Below are 20,084 nucleotides of genomic sequence, written 5' to 3' on the forward strand. Positions count from 1 at the left end.
TTATGAATAAGGGGAAACCTAAAGGTTTTATGCGTTTTGATTGGCCTTATCATTTTGTAACTATGCCGCTTGCGCTGATTATATTTGTATGGTCGGGAATTTATGTCGTTCAGGTGTTACGTGATGATGGTGCTTTAACAGTGCCCTTGCTATTATTTGGTTTATCTCTATGCCTGTTATTTGCGATTACTCGAATTCGAATTTATGCGACAAAAAATCAGGATCGAGTAGTGAGGGTGGAGGAGCAGTTCCGGTATTTCCGATTGACAGGTGAAGCATTAAATCCAGAGCTTGAATTAGCTCAGATTATTGCGCTTCGGTATGCAGGAGATGAAGAGTTTCCGGCACTATGTCAGCGGGCGGTGAAGGAAAAGCTTAGTCCTGCCGATATCCGGTCTGCCATCAAGAATTGGCGCGAAGATACGATGAGAGTCTAAAAACCACTTGATGTGCGAAAAAACTTATTGCTGCCTTCTTATATATATGCTACTATAGCTGTAAATTAAAGGGATAGTAACGGAAGCACCGTTCAATGTACCGTATCCACGGTTATTGTCGGTGCTTTTTTGCTGTCTTTTTTTTGATAATATTTATAAATTTCTTACGAAAGGAGAGAGGTTTTATGGCGGCAAGGATTGTACTCGCAGTGCGTGAAAGCCAATATATCGAACCATTGCTACACTATCTTCATCATAGTGAGTATGGAGAAATGCTGCGAATTACGGCTTTTAGCCGGCTGGATGCTTTTATCGAATTTATGAGGGGAGAGGATATGCCGGATGCTGTTGTAGGTGACGTTACTTTTATCGAGGCTTGGCTTGTGGAGGGAAGAAATAAGGTGCCTTGGGCAGTTTTGAGTGAGGAGGGTGCTTATCTTAGCAGGAGTTCTAAGAGCTTGGCTGGAGGCATTATGATTGCGAAGTATCAGGCGCTGCCTTCTCTGCTGGGAGCATTTCTTCAGCTATGTGAAGTGAAACGAGCTAGAGGTTCCTCTGTATTAGATGAAACGCTGCTGCTCGGTATCGTCTCCTCAAGCGGGAACACGGGCAAAACCACAGTAGCTATGAATATGGCTAAGCAGCTAGGTGAAATGGGGCTTTCGGTATTTTATTTGAATCTTGAAAGTGTGGACAGCAGTGGATTATTTTTGCGCCCCCCTGCAGGGGATACGCCTGGACTAGAGCGGCTCCTTTATGAAATCAAAGCTAGTCGAGATAAGGGCGGAGCCGATACGATTGATTTGGGACAATACGTCATCAGGTATGATCACCTTCGAAGCGCTGCATTTAGGCCAATTATTAATGTAAAAGAAATGCTGCAGATGACTACGCAGGATACGCTAGATTTATTGGGGCTGTTGGTTGCCGAAAGGAATTTTGACGTAGTGATTGTAGATACCGGCAGTATTGAAGAAGAACGTGCCAAAGCTGTGTTACATAAATGCGGAATTCTATTGTGGGTAGTTAGAAATGATGAGGTAAGCATTCATAAGACCATGAGATGGCTATCCCATTGTAATGCTCCTAATTCTGGTATGCCCTCCCAAGTGATGGATAAAAGTAGATTTGCAGTGAATTTTGCTGCAGATGGTTTGGAGGTGTGGGCACCTCCCGAAGGGATAATCGTTGAAGGTGTACTTCCATATATCCCATCTTGGACACTGCAGCATCGTGAGGAGCTTTTTCTGAACTCACCACAATTCCAAAGGGAGATCTTACAGCTGTGCAAGCAGATTATAGAACCGTCGCTTCCGCAAGTATTCACTGGTAAGGGTTTACATGAATGAGGAAATGTTTAAGGCACTTCGTAGTGACATCCGGGCAGGATTAGATGTTACTTCTGCAGTTGGAAATCGTGAACTCACCCAATATATTGAAAGGACAATTTTGGACAGCGAAAATCTGCGTTATTTAACAGCACAGGAGAAACATGAGCTCGTGAAGAGATTGTTCGATTCTTTTCGAGGGTTGGATGTGCTTCAGCCCTTAGTGGATAATCCGTCGATCACTGAGATTATGATTAACAGCCATACTGAGATTTTTGTAGAAGAGGAGGGTCAGATTCGTCGCCTTCATTTGGAATTTGAGTCCAGCAGCAGGTTAGAGGATATTATCCAGACGGTTGTATCCGGTGTGAACAGGGTTGTAAATGACTCTTCTCCTATCGTTGACGCTCGGCTAAAAGACGGATCGCGTGTAAATATCGTGCTTCCGCCAGTAGCTCTGAAGGGCCCGGCGATGACCATTCGTAAATTCCCTGAAACACCGATGACGATGCAGGATTTAGTCCGTCGTGAAGCCTTAAGCTTGGAAGCCGCAGAGCTGCTGCAAATCTTAGTGGCTGCTAAATACAATATTTTTATTAGTGGCGGGACCGGCTCTGGGAAGACCACATTTCTTAATGCGTTATCTCAGTATATCCCCCCACAGGAGAGGGTCATTACGATAGAGGATTCCGCTGAACTCCAGATTGTTACGGTGCCGAACCTTGTTTCACTGGAGACCAGAAATGCCAACACGGAAGGTAGAGGGGAGATTTCCATCCGGGATTTGATTCGTACTTCCCTGCGAATGCGCCCAAACCGGATTGTTGTGGGGGAGGTACGGGGAGCGGAATGTCTCGATATGCTGCAGGCGATGAACACCGGACACGATGGAAGCTTGTCTTCGGGCCATAGTAACAGCGCACACGATATGGTCAGTCGACTGGAGACGATGGTGCTGAGTGCTGCGGAGCTTCCGGTAGCTGTTGTTCGCCAGCAAATTTCATCGGCAATTGATATCTTCGTACACTTATCACGTCTCCGTGATCGTTCCAGGCGGGTGATGGAGATCAGTGAGGTTGCGGGGCTGAAAGACGGGGAAGTAATCTTGAATCCTTTATATGAATTTCAAGAAGCTGGTGAACGAGAGGGACGGGTGCAAGGGGGGCTGCTTCCCTGTGGTAATCCATTGTTGCATACAACGAAGCTTAGGATGGCTGGCGTAACCTCCTATCCATTGGCTCAATAGAGATTCAAAATTCCAGAAGGGGGGAGGTCATGCTTAAGTTTAAATTTGTTGCTGCAAAGCCTGTAGAAGCGGATCCTGATGGTCCTTCTTTGTTGCCAGATTATAAGGTATACGAATTGACCTTGCTGCAGAGGATTCTGACCCTTACTGCAGGTGGACTGCTGATGTATGGAATTGGATATCTTTTTTATCATCATTGGCTGCTGTCGTTGCTGCTTATGCCATGCGGAGCTTATGCCCCGCGTATGCTGCGTAACTATTTGCTGAAAAGACGTCGAAATGCACTGAATTTACAATTTAAGCAGACGTTATTTTCGCTTTCTTCCTCCCTTTCAGCTGGGCGTTCGGTGGAGAATGCATTCCGAGAGGCGGTTCAGGATTTACGTATGCTCGACCCGGAGGGAAGCAGTGATATGATCTCCGAGTTAAACATTATCTGTGCACGCATGGAATATGGACAGCCTGTGGAAGAAGCGCTGCGGAACTTTAGTGAAAGAGCGGGAATGGAGGACATCGAGCGATTCGCGGATGTGTTCTCGGTCTGTAAACGTACTGGTGGTGATCTTGTAGAAGTGGTGCGCCGTACATCAACGATTATCGGTGAGAAGCTGGATATTCAGCAGGATATTGCTGTAAGTATTGCTCAGAAGAAATTTGAGGCTAAGGCACTGCTGATATCTCCGCTGATCATGGTGATGTTTATGAGTTTGACGGCTGGAGAATATATGCAACCTATGTATACAGGAGCGGGTATAGCCATATCGACAATAGCGCTTGTTGCTTTATTCCTATGTTATCTCTGGACTACTAAAATAATGGACATTCCACTGTGAAGGGGGTGAAAACATGCGCTGGCTATGTGCGGTGGTTACTGTTATTTTGCTGATAGTCTGGGTTCTACTGCGAATTCAATGCGGCAACAGATATGTCGCGTTACGCAGTCTTCCTATGGAAGGATTACGGCTTCGGAAGTTAGGCGAACCGTTATTACTGCTTATTGAGAAGAGTGGTATCGCCAGTCGGTTTCCCTCACTGCTGTTCAGAATTCAGCGTTCTCTACAGCGCAGTTATGGGATGCGTTATAGCGCAGAGCGGACCCTGCTGTTCATGGGTGAGATGATAAGTTACAGCTGGCTGTTGCTTGTAGGTGGAAGCTTGATCACAGCATTTAGTGGCGAACAGGCAGGTATGATATTGGGTGCTTTTTTGGCAATTGCTCTACCAACCGCTATGGTCAGTGATCTGCACAAAAAGGTGAGGGTAAGGGAGCAGAGTATTATGCTCGAATTGCCAGAGCTGCTGAACAGTATTGTGTTGTTGGTTGGCGCAGGAGAGACCGTGCAACGAGCTATTATTCGCTGTGTGGAAAGCCACCGGGGGGATACGAATCATCCTCTGTATAAGGAGCTAATGATTATGACTAGTGAATGGGAGGGCGGATATTCCTTCCAGCAGGCGTTTGAAAATTTCAGCAAGAGATGCGCTGTGCAGGAGATATCGGTATTCACAACGACAGTTCTGCTGAATTATCGCAGAGGTGGAGCGGATTTTGTGCTATCGCTACGTGATCTGTCGCGGATGCTGTGGGATAAACGAAAGGCACTTAGCCGGACGCGCGGAGAGCAGGCATCCTCCAAATTAGTTTTCCCGATGGTAGTTATCTTTTTAATAGTAATTGTACTGGTGGGAACGCCAGCATTTTTGATGTTAAAAATGTAGGAGGCTGAAGCTGATGGTATCAACAATGTTGGACAGTATGAAGAACTTTTGGGAAGACGAGGAAGGTTTAGGAACTTTGGAGATGATTTTGATTATTGCTGTCTTGATTGCGGTTGTTCTTTTGTTTAAGGACAAAATTCAAGAGGTAGTAGAAGCCTTAATTAAAACGGCGGGTGAAAAGAGCCAGGAAGTATTCGATTGAACAAGCTTAAGGGTGATCAAGGCAGCTTTACCATTGAAGCTTCACTTCTGTTGCCGATCGTCATGTTTATTACGATGCTTCTTTTGTTTTTTTGCTTGTATAGCTATCAGAAGTCCATGCTGTTGCAAGTGGCCTCAGGAGCTACTGAGCGGGCGGCTTACAACTGGGACAACAGTCACAAGGAGGTCTCTGGTTCTTACATGGCTGGTGAGTATGACTCCCTTTATTGGAGAATTGGGGATGATGCCTTGCTAGCCTCATTATTCGGTGCAGAAGCTGGCAGTGCTGGCGTGACAATAGAGTTGCCCGGTGAAGTATCAGATAAGGGTGATTTGCCAGTGCTTAAACTGGGCCATTCGTCTACCATGATTCCGGACAATATGCCAGGAACTATGCGTTATGCTCACAGCCTTACAGGACGGAGAGTAAGTGCTGAGTTAAACCGTCTGCTGAGCTTACCTGTGCTTGATAAGGTTCTATCGGATGAGGCTAAACCAACTGTTGAAGCCCAGTCTATCATTGTTGAGCCTGTTGAGTTTATTCGTACGGTCGACCTGATGCGTTATTTCGGAGCTAAATTTAAAGGGGGCCCTGAGGGCAGTGGATCAGCAGTTTACATGGATAAGAAGGATGCTTCTGCTATGCTGACCAAGCTTCAGGATAAGTAAAATCTCTGCCCAAGGGAGGGGGTTTTAATGAAAAGTAAATTTACCGGTTGTCCTGCTAAGGGCAAAACAGAAGGCTCAGTTACAATTTTTCTAATCATGGTGCTGGCTTTCGTCTTTCTTTTTACTGCTGTGCTGATTGATTATGCGCGAATTGCTGCGTTCAACGTTCAGGAGGAACGATTAGCGAGAGCCAGTGTCCGCTCTGTTATGTCTTCATATCATGTTGAATTACGAGAGAAGTACGGTTTGTTTGCATTTGGTGATAGCAATGGAGATATGCTGCTGTCCAAAGTGCTCAACGAAAATTTGCATAAAAGTGGGCGGGGGGATACGTTCAATCTCTTACCCTTTGCACTGGAATCCTCCTCCTTGGAATGGAGCCGGCCGCTGGGAAGTTATGATGTTTTTCGTCATCAAATACTGGAAGAGATGAAGTATAAGGCTCCGGTAGATTTCGCCTTGGAGCTGGCAGGTAAATTCAAACCGCTGTCAGGCGTAATGGCAGAGGCCTCAAGAGCTACCGAATTACTTAGTAAGCTGCAACCTTTATATGATGAACGTGAAGAGAATTTGGATCTAATGTTAGAGAGGAGAAGCCAAGCGGCGGAGAGTGGAAGAAGAATACTGCTATGGATTATGAATCCGCCCGGGGATTCTATCTCGGCCCATTCGCTCGGAAGCATGCAAGCAGCCGCGGATATACCAGCACAGTATAGTGACTATCTCGGGAAATATTACGACGATCTGTATCGTGATAGTAAAAAGCCTGCAAAGTACACTTATCAGTTGGCACTTTATCAGAGCCGAACTTCAGAAATGTTATCGCGGCTCCCAGCCTTATTAACAACCTTTCGTGAAGAACATGGACAATCAATGGAGGAAGCGAAGGATGCGTTAAACAAGGCGCAGCAATTGAATGACGAGATGAGAGATGTTTTGGCAGCTTCCCGAATAAGTGGCGTAAATCTGGCGGACGATCCTGCTAAAGACTGGGATATTCCGGGAAGTTCAGGGGAAATAAGTGCTGAGCCACTTAAAAAGCTGCATGAACAGGAAGATGCCTTGATCCTCTCTTCGGCTGACATTAGTAGTATGGAGAATAGTTTATTTATGCAACAAAGTGTGTACGAATCCATTGAACCGACGGTAACAGGATTGTCAGCAGAGCTGCAGGAAGCTTTGGGAGTCAACGGCGATTCCTACCAAATGATTTCCTCTGTTCTAGGGGCTTCGCATGTAGTGGACAACTATTATAAAAAATACGGTAAGAAGGGAAGTGTAATCGCTAGTGATTTGGCTTTTCTTGAACAGCATCGCAGCTCGGATAAAGCACGTAAGCAAGTAGAGTGGGAAGCTAAATCCAAGCTGGGCGAGGTTAGAGCACTGCTGGACAAGATTAGAATGCTAGGTAGCGGAGCGGCAGCTTCGATGGAACGTTATCAAATCCTTCATCAATTTTATGAGGACAATGTTTCATTTAACAACGGATTGGAGTCTCAATCCTCTGATAAATCTGAAGTATCCTCAGATCCCTATGCTGCTGGAAGTTCGGCGATGAAGGATATTGACGGGATTTATGCAGCAATGAGTGGCATTATGGGGGGCGCTAGAGACAGGCTTTTTCAAACGGAGTATTCCGCGCTTTATTTTCAGCATTTTGATGTTTCAAAGTTAGCTAGTCTGGCACTGAATTCTCTGGAAGACACTAGTGAGCTCACAGATCAGCTTGATCCTCGCGCTCAGGAGCTGGAATACATTTTATACGGATTTCATAATCCCGCGGGTAATGTGGCTGCAGCCTATGCCGAAATATTCGCGATGAGGTTGTCCATTCGCACGATGGAAGGTTTTATAGAGAAGGCAACCTTGGGAAATCCACTGGCTGTTCTAGCGGCGGCACTGTTGTATGGAATCCAGCATGCCATTCAGGATATGTTGCAGCTTTGTGAGAAGGATGCGATTCCTTTATCTAAATATATGCCGGCGCAGCTGACTTACCGTGATCATCTGCGACTGTTCATGATAATGCATGGAGGCGGGGAAGTGCAGCTATCGCGGATGCTGGCTCTGATTCAACTGAACACAGGAATAAATCCAGAGGAAAGAAACACCTATGTATCATCGGACATTAAGCTCCAAATGCAGTTATGGTTTCTGCCAGGTGTAGTTAAAATGTTGAATTATACTGCTGGTTTTCCGGGAGATGTACAAGGGAATAAGTATCTGAGGGCAGTAAAAGCTGATTATTCTTATTAGCGGGAGGTTGGTAAGGAGATGGGGGATGGGTATGGAATCAGAGGGGAGGACAAGGAAGAAGGTAGCATGGTAGTAGAAGCGGCGATGATTCTTCCGTTCTTCCTGCTATTCGTCCTGTTCCTGATATCTATCGTACAGATGACCTTGTATTCGACAGCTTTGCAAAGTACAGCATCAGACACTGTAAAGTCTATTTCAACTCATATGTATCCTGCGGCTTTGGCGGTGCAGAAATGGGGAACATCCAGCGAATTAAGTGATGATTCAGGGTGGGATGACAGTGATCATTCTGCTGGCCTGAATTGGACTATTCCTCGATTGTCACTTACTGATTGGGGCAATAGTTATGCTGAGTCTTTACCCAATCCGTTAAATGAGTGGGTTATGTCCGCTTTAGAAAGTGGTGAGGGACCGTTGCAGAAGCTTCAGGCAGAGACCAGTGAAAGTGTACTTGATCTTGCGATCAAACCTTTATTGAAACCATACCTGACATCAGATTTACTGGATTATGAGCGAATTCATGTATCCAATGTTATGGTGCCGGAGCTAAAAGAGGGTACTTATCCATACCTTGGGCTAGTGGTTAGTTATAAGCTGCCGATGAAAGTCCCTTTTCTAAACCAAAGTATTGTATTAGAAGCAAGTGCTGTTGAACGTCTCTGGATCGGGGATACAGGAGAAGGCACAACCAAGGAGGGGAACGGTACTGGCCAACCAGAAGAATTCATTGAAATCTTAGAAAAGCCGAACCCGGCTGTAGCGAATAAGCAAGGCAAGGTTCGTGCCAGAATACCGCCGGATGTTTCTGCCAGCTTGTCAGTCTTTTATAAGAGCGGAGGCAGTACTGCCAAATATTTAGGCTGGAAACAAGCGGATGCAGATGGATATATCGAGTGGGAATGGAAAATTGGCGTAAATACCACACCGGGCTCGTGGCCGTTTGTTATACAACTGGATGACGGTAGATCTGTTGAGGTTATGTTCACAGTAGTGAAGTGAAAGGGTGGAAAAAGGAGTGTAATAAATGGCAGAGTGGGCATTTTGGGGATGTCTACCGTTTTTAGCAGCGGCACTGATTACAGATTTAAAGTCGATGAGAATACCAAACTGGATCACCTTGTCAGGCTTTTTCACTGGTCTGCTCGCACAAGGGGTGATAAATAGCTGGCATGGACTGCTGAGGGCTTTCGGGGGAGCTGCTGTAGGATTTACAGTCCTTCTGATCATGCATTTAATAGGGGCGGTTGGCGCGGGGGATGTTAAGCTTTTTGCTGGAATCGGCGCGTGGACAGGGATGTTTTTTACGCTGCAAGTCGTGATGTACTCCGTACTATTTGGAGCTTTAATAGGCTGGCTAATTGTTTTAAAGAGACGGGAGGCGATCAGTCGTTCGCGTAAGATCATCAGCAGAATTTCTGGATTCATTTTATGGAAGAGCCCGTTACTATTAAAAAATAACGATAGTGAACTGTTGAAATTCCCTTTCATGCTGGCTGTTATCCCTGGTTCCATATGCGCTTATCTATACTTTTAGTTCGGGAGCTGATGTTTGTTGTTCGGATTAACCCATGATTTTATACAACAGGATGGTATATATATGATCCTTGGTGAACCCGAAGGAATACCTGCGGAGAAGCTTAATTTGATTCAGGCACGCATGCTGATGAACACCGACATTCCTCATCATTTGAGGCTGTTACTTAGAGAAATAGATATGAAGGTTACTATGGAATACGCTGTTTTACGCAAAAAAATGCTTAGTCATCTACTCAAAGGAGAGAAGCTAAGTATGAACTCGTTTTTCGGGTTATTGCTGCAAATTGCCCAAGGCATGGAAGATGGCAGGTTATATATGCTGCGGGCGGAACAGTATGCTTTGCATGCAGATTACATTTTTATTGAAGGGTCGTTACAGAGCGGTAAAGTATACCTAACCTACATACCCATTCAGGAAAATAAGTCTGGTTCAAAGCTTGGAGAGTCACTCAAGACACTGATTATGGTGTTAATGGCATCTATCACAGAGCTTACTGGCAGTGGTGTACAAAGACTATTGCAATATTGCAGTGAAGAGGGATTTACTCCAGCTGGCTTAAAGATTCTTTTATCAGAGTTGCTGACAGAAAGAGAGCCCGTTACACCTGAAAGACAGCTTCATGAAGGCGTAAAAGAATATCTAGTGAAAGAGGCAGCAGCTCCACCATTAAGAAAAATATATGAGCATCGCGAAGATAAGGAATTGGAGCTGCAGCCGACTGCTACTCCTTGGATCAGCAGCTATCCTAATCTTAAGATAAAAGAGGAGGAGAGCCTGTCTCTAAGCTTGGAGGATGAGCAGGTAACGAATCCACAAGCCTCAAGCTCAAGAACCTATATAGTGCTAGGGTTTCTATTAGGCGATGCACTACTGTGGAAGTTTCTATATTTGGATAGTCCCAAGCCGTTATGGCTTGCCGTCTGTGGAGTTGTGACGATTGTATTGGCTGTTTTAAGCTGGATGGTTTGGAGCGGAAGGCTAAAGGTTGGTAAAGAAGATGTTGATGGCCTGGGTGAGGATTCTGAAGATACTAACTGTAATCCGAGTCGAAAAGAATTGGAGTGGAATTTTGGCAGGAACCCTGTGACTTCTACGCGTTCTCCAGCAACAATTCCAAAGATAACTCCGCAATCCTCGGATTCAGCAGCTAGCGTTCCGGCGACACGTTATGAATCACTAGCAGAGGAACAAAGTTCTGTTAAAGCACCAGAAGCAATAGCTCCAACAACCTTATTATCACAGGAGAAACCGCCTGAGCAAGGACGACAAATCGAAAAGCTGGATCGGAGTATTCCTTATCTCCAAAGAAGCGGTGAGGAGGGCGAAGAGGCAGAGATGATCGAGTTAAATCGAACTAGCTTCATTATCGGCCGATCGGCAGAGGTGGCTCAATATGTGGAAAGATCAGAAGGCGCCTCTAGAGTACACGCTGAGATATCTAGAAGCACCAGCGGATATATTCTGAAGGATCTTGACTCCAGAAATGGAACGCTTTTTCAAGGTGAAGCCATGGTCCCATATAAAGAGTATCCACTAACAGAGGGGACCACATTTAAAATTGTAAAAGGAAGCTACACATTCCATACAGTATGAAGGTGAGTTCTAACGATGAATGTGGCTCTATAATTTTTGTTTTTTCAAATCATCTAAAGCGACTTGAAGTGTAGGGAAGGTAAAGTCAAAGCCATGATTTAATGCCGCTGCGGGCAGGACGCGCTGACCTTTGAGTAAGATTTCGGATAATTCTCCGGCTGCTGTTTTTAACAGGAAGGCTGGCAAAGGGAACCAGTGCGGCCGTTTGTAGACTTTGCCAATCGTTCTGCCGAACTCTTCGTTCGTTACCGGATGTGGAGCAGTCGCATTAACAGGTCCGTTAATCGTTGGATTTTGCGTACAGAAATCAATTAGACGGACGATATCCGTCAGATGGATCCAAGAGAGCCACTGCTTTCCAGAGCCAATGTTTCCGCCAAAACCTAATAAATAAGGCAGCTTCATTTTGGGGAATGCTCCGCTCTCATTGCCGAGCACAACTCCGGTACGCAGCTTGACCACGCGGATATCATGGTAGGTTTCATCTGAAGCTTCTTCCCATGTCTTAACTACTTCTGAAGGGAAATCCATGACCTGGGCTGATGAGGACTCATTAAAAGTATCCTCTAAAGAGGTACCGTAAATCGCCACGGCGGAAGCCTGAATGATTACGGAAGGCTTTTGCTTCATTTGATCTACTAACTTAGCTGCTGCGGAAACGGTTGCAAGTCGGGACTGCATAATCGCTTTTTTGCGACTTGGACTCCAGCGCTGGCTAAGGGAAGCTCCGGCGAGATTAATTAGGGCAGCTGCATTTTCCACTGGAGCGGGATTAGAACCTAGACTGTCCCAGGTGTGGTAACTCAGCTTAGGATGAATTGTTGTTGCGTCTTTTGGTAAATTCCGACCTACAATAGCAACTTCATTACCTGCTTGCAGCCAGTATTTTGCTAGTTCGCTACCTATAAAACCGGTGCCGCCACATATCACATATTTCAAAGGAGGGCCTCCGTTCTAAATCGTACAATTCATTAAAAATTACTTAAACAAATGCTGGTAAGCAGAGTAATCGATTTTATTCTTTTCGAGAAAATTGACAAGAAAACGGTTATCGCGCCGCGGTGTGGCAACTATGTAACCTTTAATACAGTGATCGCGAGTAACTTCTTTTGCATTGCTCTCGACTGCGATTTTTCCGATCTCGGCAGCAATAGAATGCTTCGCAATATCACGAAATGGCCCAGGTACAGGTTGAACAAGCTGGTCCAAAAAGGCCTTTGTTTCGTCACTCCAGAGCGGGCGGCTACGTTCCACCCAGTAATTTTGCCAGTCTAGCTTTGACTTTCCATCAGCTTTGGGCAGGACCTTTAGGAATTTGCGGAACATAAAAAAACCGCCGATACACATGGAACCAAGCAGCATAAATGTCCAGAAAGCGATAGAGTTCATAAACCAATTGCTCGGTGTGGATAATAAACCAAGTCCTGATTGGATAAACATGCATACACCACCTTTTGGCAATGAGGATTCTCACACGAATTATTCTCATATTAAAGTATAGCTTATTTCCAAAGTTTTGCGAAGCAGAACCCGGCATATTGGCCTCGTCTAGATTTATTTTTCCGATCACGGTAGAATAGGGGTTAATTCGTGAAGGAAAGAGGGAAGAAGTATGCTGAAAATAGGTTCACACGTGTCTTGCTCGGACAAGGGTCTTTTGACCGCAGCAAATGAAGCAAATGAGTATGGTTCCAGCTCGTTTATGATATATACAGGAGCGCCGCAGAATACGCGCCGCAAGCCGATTGATGCCATGTATCCCAACGAAGGGAAGCAGGTTATGAAAGAGAATGGTGTAGAGGAGATTGTTGTCCATGCACCTTACATTATTAATCTCGCTTCCTATAAAGAGAATACGTATCAACTGGCTGTTGATTTCCTGCAAGAGGAAATTCGCCGTACGCATGCACTTGAGGTCAAGCATATTGTATTACATCCAGGTGCGTTCACTGATAAAGATGCTGAATATGGTATTCAGCGGATTGCAGATGGTCTGAATGAGGTGCTTGGAGGCACGAACGAAACGGAAGTGCATATCGCTTTAGAAACTATGGCTGGTAAGGGAACAGAGATCGGCCGCAGTTTTGAAGAAATCGCTTCTATTATTGCTAAGGTCGAACATAACGAACGTCTGTCGGTCTGTCTTGATACTTGCCACATTCATGATGCTGGCTATGATATCGTTAATGATTTGGACGGTGTTCTCAACAAATTTGATGAGACTATCGGATTGAACCGTCTTGGTGTAATCCACATTAATGACAGTAAAAATCCATGTGGCGCTCGCAAAGACCGTCACACTCCAATTGGCTCGGGTTGGATTGGCTTTGATACGATTAACAAAATCGTACACCATGAAAAGCTGGAAGGTCTTCCTTTCATTCTGGAGACCCCATGGATTGGTAAAGATGCTAAGACACAACGTCCGATGTATGAGGTGGAGATCGCTTTGCTGCGTGGTAATGTAGCTGAACGATTTGGAGCGGAATTCGTGCAGGATGTTGAAACATTACGTGAATTTTTTGCCAAGCAGGAGATCGATTCCCGTCAATATGTACTTAATGTCTGGGAGCTGCTGAAGAACGATGCCAAAGCTAAAAAAGCTGATCCACGTGAACCACTGGAGCGTCTATACGATGAAGTTGTCGCTGCCCAGCTGTTCCCGCAGCTAAGCGAGGAAGCTATTAATCATCGCTTAATTGCTTGGTTAGCAGGCAAATAAGTGCTCGTGAACGCTTAAGCTATACTTCAGATTGCGTATGTAGATGAGAGGATGGGAAGAGGGTCATGGAATTACACGTAAAAAGAAACAATTCGTCAGGTGTCGAGCATTATTCCAACCGGGCACGTATGCTCATTTCCTGTCCTGACGGACCGGGAATTGTGGCGGCTGTATCACACTTTCTGTATCAGCATGGCGCAAATATTGTGCAGTCGGATCAGTATACGATGGATCCAGATGGTGGAATGTTCTTTATGAGAGTCGAGTTTGACCTACCTGAATTAGGCGATCGTCTGGAAGAGATTCGCTCTCAATTTGGCGGAGTGGCGGAGCGTTTTAAGATGGACTGGAAGATCTTTAATGTTCGTCATAAGAAGAAACTTGCCATATTCGTCTCTAAAGAAGACCATTGTCTTGTTGAACTGCTCTGGCAGTGGCAAGCGGGCGATCTCGATGCCGATATTGCCCTCGTCGTTAGTAACCATTTGGATATGAAATCTTATGTCGAGTCGTTTGGCATTCCATTTCATCATATTCCAGTCACAGCGGATACTAAGGCTGAAGCAGAAAAACGCCAGTTAGAGGTCATCGGAGACGATATCGATGTTATTATATTGGCACGGTATATGCAGATTATCTCGCCGTCCTTTATTGAGCATTATCGCCATCAGATCATTAATATTCATCACTCTTTCCTGCCTGCCTTTATTGGCGGCAATCCATACGCCCAAGCGTATCAACGTGGGGTGAAAATTATCGGGGCAACTGCTCACTATGTTACTGAAGAACTAGACGGTGGACCGATTATTGAACAGGATGTACAGCGGGTAAGCCACAGTGATGATGTTATTGAGCTGAAACGGATTGGACGTACCATTGAACGTGTTGTTCTGGCTCGTGCGGTGAAATGGCATATCGAAGACCGGATTCTCGTCCATCAGAATAAAACTGTAGTATTTAAATAAAGGTATTCTCCGGTGAAAGCAACGGTTATGCCCGAGGGCTTTCACCGGAATCCTTTAATTTAATAGTTCACTAAATCTCTATCAGGTAAAAAAGCATTTTACCAGCAGCTTGGCTATTTATGCCAAGGTGCTTTTTGTCGTTCTCAAAAATCATGTAGTTAAGGAGGTGGAAGGTTTGGCGTTACAGCGGGGACGTTTGTTAAAACGTAATTATTTTTTCGCAAGTCTCATTTTGATTACTGGATTCGGGGGATTGCTAGGTTATGATCTCTATTTCAAGCCCTACGTGCTTTCCCAAACCGTGGTCAAAGTTAAGGTGCGAGCTGGGGAGTCTCTACCTAAAAATTATGAGCTGAAAGCAAGTGATTTATATCTGGATTCTGTTCAGACCAAGGACATACCCTCTGGTGTAATTACGGAAATCGCACAAGTGGAGTACAAAATTACGAATGTGAATCTGACTAACGGTAGTATTTTGACAGCATCACTGGTGGATGTTAGTGATTTAGAGCCTTTGCGGGATGAAGGTATATTTCCTATTCCGAAGGAGGCCATCTATGCCATTAATGGTTCGTTGCGAAGCCGGGATAAGGTAGACATTTATCTTGTAGAAGGTGATCGAGAGAAGCAGCGAGAGGCGCTCGTTTCAAATACAGGGGAAAAAGAAAACGAGGAGCAGGTGAAAGAACAAAGCTGGCTTAGCGATCCTACTAAAGAGATCTTCTTATCTGGAGTTACCGTGAACTATGTGCGAACAGAAGACAATAATGATGTGCAGGATTCTGAGAAAGGTAACAACAATAACCGATTCACTTCTACTGGCAAGGTGGCGACACCAGAATTGAAGCTGAAGAAAAATGAGGGTCAAAGGCTAGGGAAATTTTTGGAGCAGGGCAAAAAGCTGTGGATCGTACGGGTAGAGTAGGGGGAGATTGCCTTGAAAATATTTAGTCTGGGCATAGATCAGTTAACGATTAATGATATCAAAAACGCGGGATTTAATGTAGTTACACAAAACGTGTATCCCGATCCGGCGCATACCGAAGGTCATATGTTAATGGTTACTAGTGACCAGGTACCTGTTCAAGCGCTTAGCGAGCTGCGATACAAATATCCAAGCTCTATGATCCTGTATTTGTATCTGCAAAAGGGAATTCGGGGCTATCAAGCTGTGCATATGTTATGTGAAAGCTTAGGTCTATATTTTATTCCTCCTCGTTCTACCTCGTCAGCAGTGATAGAGAAGATTCGTTTTATCCTGGAAGAGGATGGGGAGGAACGGAGCAATTTGGTTGGTTTTTTTGGCTCAGGTCCAGGCATTGGTTGCACAAGTGTGGCGAAGCTGTTTGCAAGACGAATTGCTGAGGCAGGTCTACGTGTTCTTGTACTTGGTTTGGATCTATATGATCCCGGGTATGAGCGCAAAGCTACGATCAGTCTAGACAAACTGCGCCCCAAGCTTACAGGGAAGATGATTCATGATGAAGATTTCGAGCAATTGATTAGGCAGGATGGCTATTTGTATCTACCGGGGAATTACGACTACTTAAGTGTCCAGGATTATCTGGAGGAGGAGATCGAATATTTCTTGGCTAGAGCTGGAGCAAATGCGGATGTGGTTATTGCTGATTTCGGTTCAATTCCCGAGAGTGCTGCGTGGTATGTCGGTATGCAAAAGTCGTCGTTACGTATGATTGTCACTCATCCTAAACATGAATACAGATTAGAACCTCTATTCGAGCTTGCGGGGCATATAGATCTGCGTCCGCATGATTTCCAGCTGATCATTAACCGCAGTAATGTGGAGGAAATATCTTCGTCCAAAAATATGGCCCTTAGATTTGGCACTGAAATCTTGCTGGAGCTACCGTATTACCAACCCTTGCAGGAAAGCTTGCCTCTAGGCAAAAAAGAGCTACAGCATGTGGATGATAAGGTACATTCTCTATTGGTGTCGATGGGATTAGCGCCAGAGGCCAAAAAGAAAGGGATATTTCTATGATTGAAACTCTCGCGAGTCGTCCACTCTTTTCTCTAAAACAAAGCGTGCTGCGCACTAGCAAACCGGGCAAGGAAGATTTTTATGCTTTTTTACAAAAAATGAAAACCGAGATGAACGAAGGGTTAGAACGTGAGGATGACGCTTACTTCGAGCTAAATGCAAAGGCATTAATTGGCGATCCGCAGGCAGTTAGCTTTTTTATGAATGAGATTGAGAAGTACTTACGAAAAACACCTTTTACTGGAAAGGTTCCAGAAGCGTACCGAACGGCGGCAGAGGCCCTGTATCACGAGTGGAAGGGTTTTGGACCAGCGTATCGTTGGTTTACTGATCGTGCATACAGCGAGTCAACCGGATTACAAATGATTGGGAAGCAAATTTTTTATAACCATAAAGGTGAGTTTATAGCTTACCCGTATGAGATGCCTTCACTGGATCGGGTGGAGCAGCTGAAGCGTTCCTTGCTAAAAAGTGATCCCAATAAAAAGCTGAACAAGGATAATCCTTCGGTGGAGTTCAAAATGGATGATCCGCTTTGGCCAGGTAGATTTATTCGGCTTGCGATTTGGGTATCACCTAGGGTCTGGGAGGGTTTTACTACGATATCACTGCGGCGACAGGTTGTGGAATTTCTGGATTTGGAAGATCAAGCGGGTACGGAATGTATTCCTGCCGAGGCGGTTGAGTTTATTCGGGCGTTATCGTCCACGTTTCGCAATACCATTATTGCGGGTGCTGTAGGGTCAGGAAAAACAACCTTTGCCAATACGATCGTTGGTGAGCAACTGCTTGGCTCTTCCTTCTGTATGGGAGTAGTGATGATTGAGAAACATCCGGAATCCATTTTACCGTATCAAATTAAAGGCCATCGGATTATTCCAATTCAAGCTGCGAATGAGGAACTGATGGAGGTGGGAGTAGAATCGCTGCGGCATGACCCGAATATTTTGTATATGACAGAGATGCGTTATAACGAGTGGGAATTTTATTTGTGGAGTGGGGAAAAAGGATACGACGGGATTACCGGAACCTTCCACACTGTGGATTCGGAGGACATTCCTTATCAAGGTGCATTTGCTGTATCCACAAGAATTGGCGGCAGTCTAAAGGGGCATTTAATCTCTGCGCTGAAATCATGCGAGCTGGTGTTTATTTTGGAGAGTGTTCCGAACGGGAAGAAGCGGCTGGCGCGAATATCAGAAATCTTTTACGAAGAGGATAGAAATTCAGTGTTTGCTAATGATCTTATGCGCTGGGAGCCGCAGGAAATGTGTTGGTCTTACAATGACAAGCTGACGAAAAATCTGATGCTGAAAATGACTAAGAAAAATGCGCAGGCTACGCAGATTGTCCAAAAAGAGCTGGGACGACTTGCTTCAACAAAGCCGATGGATCAGCCGCTTAAAGAAAGCTTGAAATCTAAGATAGTACTTAATGAGTGAGGAGGTGCTGCTATGGATTTACTATTGTATATTTTTCGTTTTGTCCTTCATTTATGGATTGCGTGGGGACTGTGGTTACTCACCAAACTGCTCATCGAAAGGCATTTACGGCAGGTATTCCAGAAAGTCGATTTTCGAATTAAACATAAGATGAGTATTTTTGGCAAAAGAGTTAGTTCGGTTAAAAAAAGGCTGTGGCTCTACCGCCATCTGGACAAGCTTCTCTATTTCGTACACCGAAAGTATGAGCCGGGCATTAGCGTAATGCGTTTTGTTATGCGTACAGCTATTTTATTTATTGCGGTTTTCTTATCAGGACTACTGACACTTAGTGAGCTCCCTGGAAGGTTGAGTTTTAACAATCCCTTTTTGGAGGGGATTACTTTTAATGAAGGACAGCCGATTCAGGGGGCGTGGAGATTTCCGCTTTTTATAGCTGTAATATCTGCGACGATTCCTTATTTTCGTATGAGATACATCTATGCACAGCGGAAGGTACATGGAAGCTACGATCTCCTCGATGTAGTCAAAATCTCCACCAAATTCACTCATTTGTCGGTAGATTCGATTCTTGATCGTACAGCGGATTTTCTAACAGATAAAAATGTACTAAAGAGTCCTCTGAAGCTGCTTGGTGCCGCATTTTCTAATTACAGTAATGAGAAGGAGCTTGTTGAGGAGGCAGGGAGATTCTCCAGTGCGATTGGCACCACCTTCGCTTTAGAGTTTATATCAGATTTGCTCTATGCCGAGAAGGAGGGAACCCGTTATTTAAAAAGCTCGCTAATGCTGTTGAATCGTTCTATGGAGCAGCAGAGAGAGACGATTTTAACTGTAAAAGCAGGAAGCAGAGATGCGATCAGCCTTGGCTTATATGGGAATCTTCTGGTGCTGGTATCTACGGTTGGAACCTTTATGTATATGCTGAAGCCCGATGTCTATTTCCAACTACAGTTCGAAACTACGGTAGGCCTTTCCTTTTTGATGGTGATCGTCTCCGGTCTTTTTATCTCTTTTGTGATCAGTACTATTCTTGCCAGGCCCAAACTGGACTACCACTAAGGTGATGAACTATGGATAGATTATTACTACTAATTACAGTGATCGGAATCGTGTATGTCGCATTACTTGTGTTTGTGAGCAGCAGCAGTAAGCAGGAACGATATCTTGTCCGACTGGGCATCCGGTGGAATTCGCTGGGTGAACACGTGCAGAGTGATAGATTTCAGCAATTGTTGAATGAATGCGGTTTATCAATTTCGGCTCGAAAAGTTACGCTATTTCGTTATTCAGCGGCAATCATCTATTTATTTAGCCAAGTCGTCAGCGATTTCATCCGATCTGTTCCTTTTTCATTCTATGACCCTCTAATTGCTCTACTTATTCTCGTAATCAGCAGTCCGATGCGTTATCTTCCGCTTGGTTGGGTGTTGGCGTGGCTTCACCAAAAGACGAATATTCAAAAAGATGGCGAGTTGATCTCCTTCATTCGTCTCTATGAGAATAATCGCCTACGTAAGCGCGGATATGTGCAGTTTGGTGCTTTTTGTGGGAGTACAGCGGGACATTTTCAATATATACGTCAGGACTTGTATGAGCTGTCAGAACGGGCAGTAGATGAGGGTGTGGAGGGGGCGATTGAATGGTTTTGTGCCAAATTTCCGGATAACCATCACTTTATTAATGACATCCGGTCCATTTTACTGGCTACAGAAGGTATGGATGATGACACGGAAGCTGCAAACTATTTGCGTGAACAAGGCAAGATTATCTCCAAAATCTCCAGCGATCAGTATTTAAAAAAATGGTCTTTCATCGGTGATCTATCGACGATTATTAATGTTATTCCATCGATTGCTACTTTTTTGATGATCGTTGCGATGGCGATGCAGTACATTTTGCTAATCAAAGGAAATTTTAATGGAGTCGGCATGTTCCAGTGAAAAATTGTATATTCAACCTTATTT

General features: G+C 44.8%; 20 protein-coding genes. 18 read left to right on the forward strand and 2 right to left on the reverse strand.

What is annotated here, in order from left to right; translation table 11 throughout:
• Positions 1-2: 2 nt before the first annotated feature.
• The 11 genes from NSQ50_RS05660 (at position 3) to NSQ50_RS05710 (ending at position 10,986) form a co-directional block, all read left to right on the forward strand.
• A complete protein-coding gene (locus tag NSQ50_RS05660) occupies positions 3-437 on the forward strand; it encodes a DUF6526 family protein (protein ID WP_036681683.1) in 435 nt (144 codons plus the stop codon).
• 185 nt (positions 438-622) lie between these two features.
• Positions 623-1,786, forward strand: a complete 1,164-nt coding sequence (locus NSQ50_RS05665) for a hypothetical protein (RefSeq protein WP_076224660.1) — start codon at positions 623-625, stop codon at positions 1,784-1,786.
• Entirely contained in the window at positions 1,779-3,011 is a 1,233-nt protein-coding gene (locus NSQ50_RS05670; protein ID WP_076224663.1) for a CpaF family protein, read from the forward strand. The genes NSQ50_RS05665 and NSQ50_RS05670 overlap by 8 nt, the downstream gene beginning before the upstream one ends.
• A 29-nt stretch (positions 3,012-3,040) precedes the next feature.
• Positions 3,041-3,844: a type II secretion system F family protein gene (locus NSQ50_RS05675; protein ID WP_076224665.1), complete on the forward strand. Its 804-nt coding sequence runs from the start codon at positions 3,041-3,043 to the stop codon at positions 3,842-3,844.
• Positions 3,845-3,857: 13 nt separating this feature from the next.
• Positions 3,858-4,730, forward strand: a complete 873-nt coding sequence (locus NSQ50_RS05680; RefSeq protein ID WP_076224668.1) for a type II secretion system F family protein — start codon at positions 3,858-3,860, stop codon at positions 4,728-4,730.
• Between the two features lie 13 nt (positions 4,731-4,743).
• Positions 4,744-4,932, forward strand: a complete 189-nt coding sequence (locus tag NSQ50_RS05685; protein ID WP_036681690.1) for a Flp1 family type IVb pilin — start codon at positions 4,744-4,746, stop codon at positions 4,930-4,932.
• The gene (locus NSQ50_RS05690) at positions 4,929-5,600 is read left to right on the forward strand and encodes a TadE family protein (protein WP_235219464.1); all 672 of its coding nucleotides are present in this window, start codon (positions 4,929-4,931) and stop codon (positions 5,598-5,600) included. Before NSQ50_RS05685 ends, NSQ50_RS05690 begins: the two co-directional genes overlap by 4 nt.
• A gap of 27 nt (positions 5,601-5,627) precedes the next feature.
• Positions 5,628-7,856 carry a hypothetical protein gene (locus tag NSQ50_RS05695; RefSeq protein ID WP_076224671.1) on the forward strand — a complete coding sequence of 743 codons (2,229 nt, stop codon included), beginning with the start codon at positions 5,628-5,630 and terminating at the stop codon, positions 7,854-7,856.
• A gap of 18 nt (positions 7,857-7,874) precedes the next feature.
• Complete coding sequence (locus NSQ50_RS05700) at positions 7,875-8,855, forward strand: TadE/TadG family type IV pilus assembly protein (protein WP_076224674.1); 981 nt, start codon at positions 7,875-7,877, stop codon at positions 8,853-8,855.
• Between the two features lie 25 nt (positions 8,856-8,880).
• Positions 8,881-9,390, forward strand: coding sequence for an A24 family peptidase (locus tag NSQ50_RS05705; RefSeq protein WP_076099045.1), 510 nt, complete (start codon positions 8,881-8,883; stop codon positions 9,388-9,390).
• Between the two features lie 18 nt (positions 9,391-9,408).
• Positions 9,409-10,986 (forward strand): DUF6382 domain-containing protein, encoded by a 1,578-nt coding sequence (locus NSQ50_RS05710; RefSeq protein WP_256717085.1) that lies wholly within the window; start codon positions 9,409-9,411, stop codon positions 10,984-10,986.
• A gap of 27 nt (positions 10,987-11,013) precedes the next feature.
• Here NSQ50_RS05710 and NSQ50_RS05715 read toward each other — a convergent pair whose 3' ends face one another.
• Entirely contained in the window at positions 11,014-11,925 is a 912-nt protein-coding gene (locus NSQ50_RS05715; protein ID WP_076224676.1) for a TIGR01777 family oxidoreductase, read from the reverse strand.
• 39 nt (positions 11,926-11,964) lie between these two features.
• On the reverse strand, positions 11,965-12,426 hold the full coding sequence (locus tag NSQ50_RS05720; protein ID WP_036681700.1) for a DUF2621 domain-containing protein: 462 nt from the start codon (positions 12,424-12,426) through the stop codon (positions 11,965-11,967).
• Positions 12,427-12,598: 172 nt separating this feature from the next.
• Here NSQ50_RS05720 and NSQ50_RS05725 point away from each other — a divergent pair, with 172 nt between their 5' ends.
• The 7 genes from NSQ50_RS05725 to NSQ50_RS05755 all read left to right on the forward strand — a co-directional run bounded on the left by NSQ50_RS05725 (position 12,599) and on the right by NSQ50_RS05755 (position 20,060).
• The gene (locus tag NSQ50_RS05725) at positions 12,599-13,708 is read left to right on the forward strand and encodes a deoxyribonuclease IV (protein WP_038569120.1); all 1,110 of its coding nucleotides are present in this window, start codon (positions 12,599-12,601) and stop codon (positions 13,706-13,708) included.
• 65 nt (positions 13,709-13,773) lie between these two features.
• On the forward strand, positions 13,774-14,673 hold the full coding sequence (gene purU, locus NSQ50_RS05730; protein WP_036681703.1) for a formyltetrahydrofolate deformylase: 900 nt from the start codon (positions 13,774-13,776) through the stop codon (positions 14,671-14,673).
• Between the two features lie 175 nt (positions 14,674-14,848).
• Positions 14,849-15,598 (forward strand): SAF domain-containing protein, encoded by a 750-nt coding sequence (locus NSQ50_RS05735; protein WP_076224679.1) that lies wholly within the window; start codon positions 14,849-14,851, stop codon positions 15,596-15,598.
• Between the two features lie 12 nt (positions 15,599-15,610).
• On the forward strand, positions 15,611-16,675 hold the full coding sequence (locus tag NSQ50_RS05740; protein WP_076224682.1) for a hypothetical protein: 1,065 nt from the start codon (positions 15,611-15,613) through the stop codon (positions 16,673-16,675).
• Positions 16,672-18,117 carry an ATPase, T2SS/T4P/T4SS family gene (locus tag NSQ50_RS05745; protein ID WP_076142341.1) on the forward strand — a complete coding sequence of 482 codons (1,446 nt, stop codon included), beginning with the start codon at positions 16,672-16,674 and terminating at the stop codon, positions 18,115-18,117. Before NSQ50_RS05740 ends, NSQ50_RS05745 begins: the two co-directional genes overlap by 4 nt.
• A gap of 12 nt (positions 18,118-18,129) precedes the next feature.
• Entirely contained in the window at positions 18,130-19,179 is a 1,050-nt protein-coding gene (locus tag NSQ50_RS05750) for a hypothetical protein (protein ID WP_076142342.1), read from the forward strand.
• A gap of 11 nt (positions 19,180-19,190) precedes the next feature.
• Positions 19,191-20,060: a hypothetical protein gene (locus NSQ50_RS05755; RefSeq protein WP_036681711.1), complete on the forward strand. Its 870-nt coding sequence runs from the start codon at positions 19,191-19,193 to the stop codon at positions 20,058-20,060.
• Positions 20,061-20,084 lie beyond the last annotated feature (24 nt).

Origin of the sequence: Paenibacillus sp. FSL R10-2788 (assembly GCF_038003885.1) — a bacterium.
In the GTDB taxonomy this organism is placed as follows: domain Bacteria; phylum Bacillota; class Bacilli; order Paenibacillales; family Paenibacillaceae; genus Paenibacillus_AQ; species Paenibacillus_AQ odorifer.

What these genes read in the sequence shown, in the direction of transcription:
- NSQ50_RS05660 (WP_036681683.1), top strand. Translation starts at nt 3, where the DNA reads ATGAATAAGGGGAAACCTAAAGGTTTTATGCGTTTTGATTGGCCTTAT.
- NSQ50_RS05665 (WP_076224660.1), top strand. Translation starts at nt 623, where the DNA reads ATGGCGGCAAGGATTGTACTCGCAGTGCGTGAAAGCCAATATATCGAA.
- NSQ50_RS05670 (WP_076224663.1), top strand. Translation starts at nt 1,779, where the DNA reads ATGAATGAGGAAATGTTTAAGGCACTTCGTAGTGACATCCGGGCAGGA.
- NSQ50_RS05675 (WP_076224665.1), top strand. Translation starts at nt 3,041, where the DNA reads ATGCTTAAGTTTAAATTTGTTGCTGCAAAGCCTGTAGAAGCGGATCCT.
- NSQ50_RS05680 (WP_076224668.1), top strand. Translation starts at nt 3,858, where the DNA reads ATGCGCTGGCTATGTGCGGTGGTTACTGTTATTTTGCTGATAGTCTGG.
- NSQ50_RS05685 (WP_036681690.1), top strand. Translation starts at nt 4,744, where the DNA reads ATGGTATCAACAATGTTGGACAGTATGAAGAACTTTTGGGAAGACGAG.
- NSQ50_RS05695 (WP_076224671.1), top strand. Translation starts at nt 5,628, where the DNA reads ATGAAAAGTAAATTTACCGGTTGTCCTGCTAAGGGCAAAACAGAAGGC.
- NSQ50_RS05700 (WP_076224674.1), top strand. Translation starts at nt 7,875, where the DNA reads ATGGGGGATGGGTATGGAATCAGAGGGGAGGACAAGGAAGAAGGTAGC.
- NSQ50_RS05705 (WP_076099045.1), top strand. Translation starts at nt 8,881, where the DNA reads ATGGCAGAGTGGGCATTTTGGGGATGTCTACCGTTTTTAGCAGCGGCA.
- NSQ50_RS05720 (WP_036681700.1), bottom strand. Translation starts at nt 12,426, where the DNA reads ATGTTTATCCAATCAGGACTTGGTTTATTATCCACACCGAGCAATTGG.
- NSQ50_RS05725 (WP_038569120.1), top strand. Translation starts at nt 12,599, where the DNA reads ATGCTGAAAATAGGTTCACACGTGTCTTGCTCGGACAAGGGTCTTTTG.
- purU (WP_036681703.1), top strand. Translation starts at nt 13,774, where the DNA reads ATGGAATTACACGTAAAAAGAAACAATTCGTCAGGTGTCGAGCATTAT.
- NSQ50_RS05745 (WP_076142341.1), top strand. Translation starts at nt 16,672, where the DNA reads ATGATTGAAACTCTCGCGAGTCGTCCACTCTTTTCTCTAAAACAAAGC.
- NSQ50_RS05750 (WP_076142342.1), top strand. Translation starts at nt 18,130, where the DNA reads ATGGATTTACTATTGTATATTTTTCGTTTTGTCCTTCATTTATGGATT.
- NSQ50_RS05755 (WP_036681711.1), top strand. Translation starts at nt 19,191, where the DNA reads ATGGATAGATTATTACTACTAATTACAGTGATCGGAATCGTGTATGTC.